This window comes from Streptomyces sp. CBMA29, assembly GCF_014596445.1.
Lineage (GTDB): Bacteria > Actinomycetota > Actinomycetes > Streptomycetales > Streptomycetaceae > Actinacidiphila.
On record NZ_MECL01000232.1, the window covers coordinates 1 to 6,544 of the forward strand.

At 73.7% G+C, this 6,544-nt stretch carries 5 protein-coding genes and 1 pseudogene; 5 read left to right on the forward strand and 1 reads right to left on the reverse strand.

The features are described from left to right. The 5 genes from BGM09_RS32265 to BGM09_RS32285 all read left to right on the forward strand — a co-directional run. Positions 1-915 (forward strand): hypothetical protein (locus tag BGM09_RS32265; protein WP_188285286.1); only part of this gene is annotated, 915 nt, incomplete at its 5' end. Between the two features lie 100 nt (positions 916-1,015). Further along, complete coding sequence (locus BGM09_RS32270; protein ID WP_223187910.1) at positions 1,016-2,302, forward strand: energy-coupling factor transporter transmembrane protein EcfT; 1,287 nt, start codon at positions 1,016-1,018, stop codon at positions 2,300-2,302. Then, a complete protein-coding gene (locus BGM09_RS32275; RefSeq protein WP_188285287.1) occupies positions 2,299-3,966 on the forward strand; it encodes an ABC transporter ATP-binding protein in 1,668 nt (555 codons plus the stop codon). The genes BGM09_RS32270 and BGM09_RS32275 overlap by 4 nt, the downstream gene beginning before the upstream one ends. Positions 3,967-4,058: 92 nt before the next feature. Then, positions 4,059-4,892, forward strand: a complete 834-nt coding sequence (locus BGM09_RS32280) for an ECF transporter S component (protein ID WP_188285290.1) — start codon at positions 4,059-4,061, stop codon at positions 4,890-4,892. A gap of 197 nt (positions 4,893-5,089) precedes the next feature. After that, positions 5,090-5,641, forward strand: coding sequence for a DUF1345 domain-containing protein (locus BGM09_RS32285; protein WP_317452978.1), 552 nt, complete (start codon positions 5,090-5,092; stop codon positions 5,639-5,641). A gap of 89 nt (positions 5,642-5,730) precedes the next feature. On the opposite strand, the pseudogene BGM09_RS32290 reads toward BGM09_RS32285, so the two are convergent. Continuing rightward, positions 5,731-6,544, reverse strand: a pseudogene (locus BGM09_RS32290) (hypothetical protein); the annotation flags it as partial.

The following is a 6,544-nucleotide window of genomic DNA, read 5'->3' on the forward strand; positions in this document are numbered from 1 at the left end:
GTCGCCCGTACGGTCACCGCGCTCGCGCTGACGCTCGCCGCCGTGTGCGGCGGGCTCACCGTGGGCGCGGCGCCCGCGATGGCGACCGCGCAGCCGATGAGCTCGTGCACGACCACCAAGGGCGTCGTCCTGGCCGTGGACTTCAGCCACTGGGGCGGCCCGCTGCTGCGCTCCTGCGGCACCACGCCCACCACCGGCTACACCCTGCTGAACCAGGGCGGGTGGGCCACCACCGGCACCCAGCACGACGGTCCGGCCTTCATCTGCCGCATCGGCTACGCCGGTTACCAGGGCGGCAAGCAGTATCCGACGTCCAAGGACGCCCCCTGTGTGCTGACGCCGCCCGCGACCGCGTACTGGTCGTACTGGCACGCCGACGCGGGGCAGAACACCTGGTCCTACAGCCAGTTGGGCGCGATGAGCTACCACCCCAAGCCCGGCAGCGTGGACCTGTGGATCTTCGGCGCCACCAACATCGCGGGCACGCAGGGGCGTCCGACGTTCTCACCCGACAGCGTCCGGGCGCACAACACCAACTCCGGCGGCGCCACTTCGGCCCCGGCGAGGCCGACCAAGGCCGCCGGTACGCACACCACCGCGGGCTCGGCGCCCGGGAAGACCTCGCGGCCGGCCGCCACCACGCCGTCCGCGACCCGTACGACACCGGCCACCACCTCGGCCTCGGCCACCGTGACTCCGACCGGGACCGCGTCCGCGAGCACCGCGCCGGGCACGGACACCGCCACGGGCGGAACGCCGTCGCCCGGTCTGCCCCGCACGCAGGACGCGGAGCCGACCGCCGCCGCGAGCCATTCGTCCGGCTCGGTCCTGCCCTTCGCACTGACCGCGGCCGTCGTGGCCGTGATCGCCGGATTCATCGTCGTCAGGACCCGGCGGCGGCGGAACGCGGAGTAGCGGGGTGTCCACCGCCCCGCCTCCGTCCCCGTCCGGCGGTCCCGCGCACGACAGCGCGGGACCGCCGCGCGCCGCCGCCTCCCCGCACACCGGGCGGCGGCTGCCGCGTACCCTGCACCCGGTCGCCTGGTGGATCTGGGGCATCGCCCTGGCCACGGCGGTCAGCCGCACCACCAACCCGCTGCTGCTCGGCCTGGTCCTGGCCGTCCTCGGCTACGTCGTCACCGAGCGCCGCACCGACGCCCCCTGGGCGAAGGGCTTCAAGTACTACCTGTATCTCGCGCTGACGGTCGTCGCCATCCGCGTCGTCTTCCGCTGCGTCTTCGCCAGCGGCATCACACCCGCCGACCACATCATGTTCTCGCTGCCGCACATCCCGACGCCCCACTGGTACGCGGGAATTCAGCTCGGCGGCCCGGTGTCGCTGGAGGCCACCCTGTCCGCCGCGACCGACGGACTGCGGCTGGCCTGCCTGCTGTGCTGCATCGGCGCCGCGAACACCCTCGCCAACCCCAAGCGGGCCCTGCGGGTCCTGCCCGGCGCGCTGTACGAACTCGGCGTCGCCGTCACGGTGTCGCTGAGCGTCGCACCCCAACTCGTCGAGAGCGTGCAGCGGGTGGCGCGCGCCCGACGGCTGCGGGCCGACCGGGCCAAGGGGCTGCGGGCGCTGCGCGGCATCCTCATCCCCGTACTGGAGGACGCGCTGGAACGCTCCCTGCACCTGGCCGCCGCCATGGACTCGCGCGGCTACGGTCGGGCGGGCACCGCGACCCGCGCCTCACGCCGTACCACCGCCGTCCTGATGCTCGGCGGCATGCTCGGCCTGTGCACCGGGATCTACGGGCTGCTGGACGGCACCACCCCGCGCGCGCTCGGACTGCCCGCCATGCTCGGCGGTTCGCTGCTGTGCTGCGCCGGACTCGCGCTCGGCGGGCGGCGGATACGGCGCACCAGCTACCGTCCCGACCCCTGGCGGGCCGCGGAGTGGGTGGTCGCGCTGTGCGGCCTCACCACCGCGGCGGTGCTGTTCCTGACCGTCGGCTACAGCGCCGCTGACCTCAACCCCAGCCTGTATCCGCTGCGTTGGCCGTCGCTGCCATGGCTGCCCGCCGCCGCGATCGTGCTCGCGGGCGCCGCCGCCTTCGCCGCGCCGCCCCCGCCGCGCACGTCCGCCGCGAGGAGCGCGAAGACCGTGAGGACCGCGAGGACCGAGAAGGGCGCCGACGCCCCCACGGCCGGGCGCGCCGCCGTGCCGCCCGCCGAACCCGCCACGCCCGCTGAACCCGCCACGCCCGCTGAACCCGCCACGCCCGCTGAACCCGCCACGCCCGCTGAACCCGCCGCGACCGCCGAACCCCCCGACAAGCCCAGCGAGGCCCTGCTGTGATCCGATTCGACCAGGTCAGCGTCGTGTACGCGGGCTCCGAGCAGCCCGTGCTGCGGGAGGTGGACCTGACCCTGGAGGAAGGCGAGCTGTGCCTGGTCGTCGGCCGGACCGGCGCGGGCAAGTCCACGCTGCTGGGCACCATCAACGGCCTGGTGCCGCACTTCACCGGCGGCACACTGGCCGGACGCGTCACCGTCGACGGCCGCGACACCGCGAAGTACCCGCCGCGTGAACTCGCCGACGTGGTGGGCGTCGTGGGCCAGGACCCGCTCGCCGGATTCGTCACCGACACCGTCGAGGAGGAACTGGCCTATGTCATGGAGCAGTTGGCCGTCCCCGCCGACGTCATGCGCAAGCGCGTCGAGGAGACCCTTGATCTGATGGGCCTGGCCGACCTGCGGCACCGCGCGCTGAGCGAACTGTCCGGCGGCCAGCAGCAGCGCGTCGCCATCGGGTCCGTCCTCACCGCCCACCCCAAGATCCTGGTACTGGACGAGCCCACCTCCGCGCTCGACCCGACCGCCGCCGAGGAAGTCCTCGCCGCCGTGACCCGGCTCGTGCACGACCTCGGGGTGACCGTCGTGCTCGCGGAACACCGCCTGGAGCGCGTCGTGCAGTACGCCGACCGCGTGCTGCACCTGACCGGCGACGGCGCCGTCACCTCCGCCCCGCCGTCCGTCGCCTTCCGTACCGCCTCGGTCGCGCCCCCCGTGGTCGACCTCGGCCGCCTGGCCCGCTGGGAACCGCTCCCGCTGTCCGTACGCGACGCCCGCCGCGCCGCCGTCCCCTTGCGCGAACGGCTCGCCGGACGCCCGGTGCCGCCGGTCCGCGTCTCGCACGGCACGGGCACACCGCTGCTGACCGCCGGCGGGATCGTCGTGCGCTACGGCGACGTGGTCGCGGTCCGCGAGGTGGACCTGGAGCTGCGGGCCGGTGAGGTCACCGCGCTGATGGGCCGCAACGGCTCGGGCAAGTCGTCCCTGCTGTGGGCGATCCACGGCGCCGGGCCGCGGCAGGCCGGAACCGTACGGCTCGCTCAGGGCGCGGACCCGGCCGTCCCCGAGCCGCAGGCCCCGTCGCGACGGTTCGGCGTACGGCGTGCGACGTCGGCGCCGGAGCGCCGCCGCGTCGGCCTGGTCCCGCAGACCCCCACCGACCTGCTCTACCTGGAGACGGTCGGCGCCGAACTGGCCCAGGCCGACCGGGAGTCGGCCGGGGCGGCCCCGAGCGGGGCGCGGGCGATCCTCGACCGGCTCGCGCCCGGCATCCCCGACGACACCCACCCCCGCGACCTGTCGGAGGGCCAGAAACTCTCGCTCGTACTGGCGATCCAGCTCACCACCGCCCCCGATGTCGTCCTGCTCGACGAGCCGACCCGCGGCCTCGACTACCAGGCCAAGCAGGCCCTCATCCGGATCGTGGACGCACTCGCCGCCGAGGGCCGGAGCGTCGTGATCTCCACGCACGACGTGGAGTTCGTCGCCGCGAGCGCCGACCGCGTGATCGTCATGGCCGAGGGCGAGACGGTCGCCGACGGCCCCACCGCCGATGTCATCGTCGCCTCACCGGCCTTCGCACCGCAGGCCGCCAAGATCCTCGCCCCGCTGCCTTACCTGACGGTCGGTCAGGTCGCGGACGCGCTCGCGGAAGCCGGGGTGAAGTGATGGCCACGGCCAGGACGGGCGCCATGGAAACGGGCGAGGGCAACGGCGAGAGCACAGAAGGGCGTTGGACGGGCCGTACCACCGCGGTCCGGATGCACGCGACGGCCGTCGTCGCCATCGTCCTCGCCGCCTTCGTCGGCCTGGTCGCCTTCTTCTGGCCCTTCGTCGTCGCCCCCGGCCGCTTCGGCGCCTCCTACGCGCCGCCGCTGATCTTCGGCGTCCTGCTGATCCTCGTGCTGGCCGTCGTCTTCGCCCAGATCGCCGACGGCGGCATCGACGCCAAGGCCCTGGCCATGCTCGGCGTGCTGTCCGCCGTCAACGCCGCCCTGCGCCCGCTCGGCGCGGGCACCGCCGGCATCGAGACCGTCTTCTTCGTCCTCGTGCTCGCGGGCCGCGTCTTCGGCCCCGGCTTCGGCTTCACCCTCGGCTGCACGTCCCTCTTCGCGTCCGCGCTGCTCACCGGCGGCGTCGGGCCCTGGATGCCGTACCAGATGTTCGGCTGCGCCTTCGTCGGCATGCTCGCCGGGCTCCTCCCGCGCGCCCGCGGCAAGGCCGAGATCCTCATGCTCGCGGTCTACGGCTCGGCGTCCGGCTACCTCTTCGGCTTCCTGCTCAACCTCTCCTTCTGGCCCTTCTCGCTCGACCCCGGCAGCTCCATCGCCTACCTGCCGGGCCTGCCCTTCACCGAGCAGTGGCACCGCTACCTCGCCTTCGACGTGGCGACCTCCCTCGGCTGGGACACCGGCCGCGCGGTCACCAACTTCGCCGCCATCCTGCTCGCCGGCCCCGCCGCTCTCATCACCTTCCGCCGCGCCGCCCGCCGCGCCAACTTCACCGCCCCCATCCGCTTCGCCCCGCCCGCCCCGCCGACTCCGCCCGCCCCGCCCGCCCCGCCCGCGCCGGGCAGAGACGCGGACGAGACGTAACCCGTCCCGAATCCGGCCGAATCCCCGGGCCGATTCCGCGGCGCCGATCCGGCATGTCACTTTTGCCCCGCCATTGCCGTGCCGACAGCGGTGAACCACTAGCGTTACGGCCTGTGAGTACGAGCATCCGGTTTTCGCCGTCCGCTGTTCCGCGCCTCGCCGGTGCGGTCGCCTTCGGGGCGGTGGTCGGAGCGTGCGTGGGATCGTCGACCGACACGCCGTTGGGAATTCTCTCGGCTATCGCGGCGACCGAGCTGTTCTTCGTCGTGGTCGGCTGGTGCGTGCTGTGGCCGATGGACGCCGTCGCGACCCGCCACAATTCGCGGCGCGAGGACCTGCGACCGCTCGCCGAGGAGATCGTGGTCGTCGCGGTCGCGCTCTGCGGCCTCATCGGCATCGTCGTGTTCCTGCTCGGCAACTCCGACACCGCCCACGCCGCGACCGCGCTCATCGGCGTCTTCATGGCCTGGGCCGCACTGCATCTGATGTACGGGGCGCGGTACGCGTACCTGTATTACGAGGAGTCCGCGGGCGGGATCGATTTCAACTCCGACGACGAGGCACCGGCCTACCGCGATTTCTTCTACTTCAGCTACAACCTCGGCATGACCTACCAGGTCTCCGACACCGCCGTCTCCAGTTCGACGATCCGCGCGGTCGTCCTGCGGCACACGCTGCTGTCGTATCTGTTCGGTACGAGCATTCTCGCGACCGCCATCAACCTCGTCGCCGGAATCTTCACGCAGTGAGCGTGTGAACGCCTGTCAGGACACCTGCCCTGACGCGCGTCCGGCACCGCGCGACTCCTTCCGCGCGGTGCCGGACACGTACCGGAGGGTCAGCGGCAGCCCACTCCGTAGGTGCCGTTGCCGGAGTCGGCGGCCGGGTCGCTGGAGACGGACAGCCCGACGTACGGGTGGTCGCGGTCCGGGGTGAACGTGTACCGGTCCGTGAAGGTGTAGCTCTGCGCGCCCTTGGGAAACTGGGCGGTCTGCCGTGCCAGCGTGACGGCGCCCTGCGGCTTGCCCGTGGCGCTGTGCCACCACGTCAGGTGCAAGGTGCCCGCCGCGGTGCCGTCGTAGGTCACGTACACCGTGGCGGTCGCCGTGCGGCGCTTGCCGGTCGGGCAGTCGAAGCCGGTGACGGCGATGGACGCCACGTGCGGCCCGGCCGCGGGCTTCCCGGTCTTCGTTGGGTCGGCCGAAGGGGTGGTCGGCGCGGTGGTGGGCGACGCGCTCGGCGTGCCGGTGGGCGTGCTCGACACGGTCCTGCTGGGCGTGACCGTCGTCGTCGGTGTGCCGCTCGGCGAGACGTTGACCGTGGGCGACACCGACAGGCTGACGGTGGGGGACGGGGTGGCGGGCGCGGAGGTGGGCGTCGTCGCGGTCAGCGACGTGACGGCGGTCGGCGTCGGGCCCGCCACGGCGGTGTCGTCGCTCTTGTTGCCGGTCGCCACCGCCGTGACGGTCACCGCGCCCGCGATGATCACGGCCGCCGCGACGACGGCGAGGATCTTCGCGCGTCGGCTGAAGCGGGGCGCGGGGGCCTCGGGGGCGCCCCCGGGGGCGGGCTCGGGCGCGTGTTCGGGCGGTACGGGCGGCGCGCCCGCCCCGGCCGCGGCTACGGCGACCGGTGCGGCGGCGGCCTGCGGC

Excerpts from the sequence above, each read along its gene's own strand:
- BGM09_RS32280 (WP_188285290.1), top strand. The coding sequence starts at position 4,059 with ATGCACGCGACGGCCGTCGTCGCCATCGTCCTCGCCGCCTTCGTCGGC.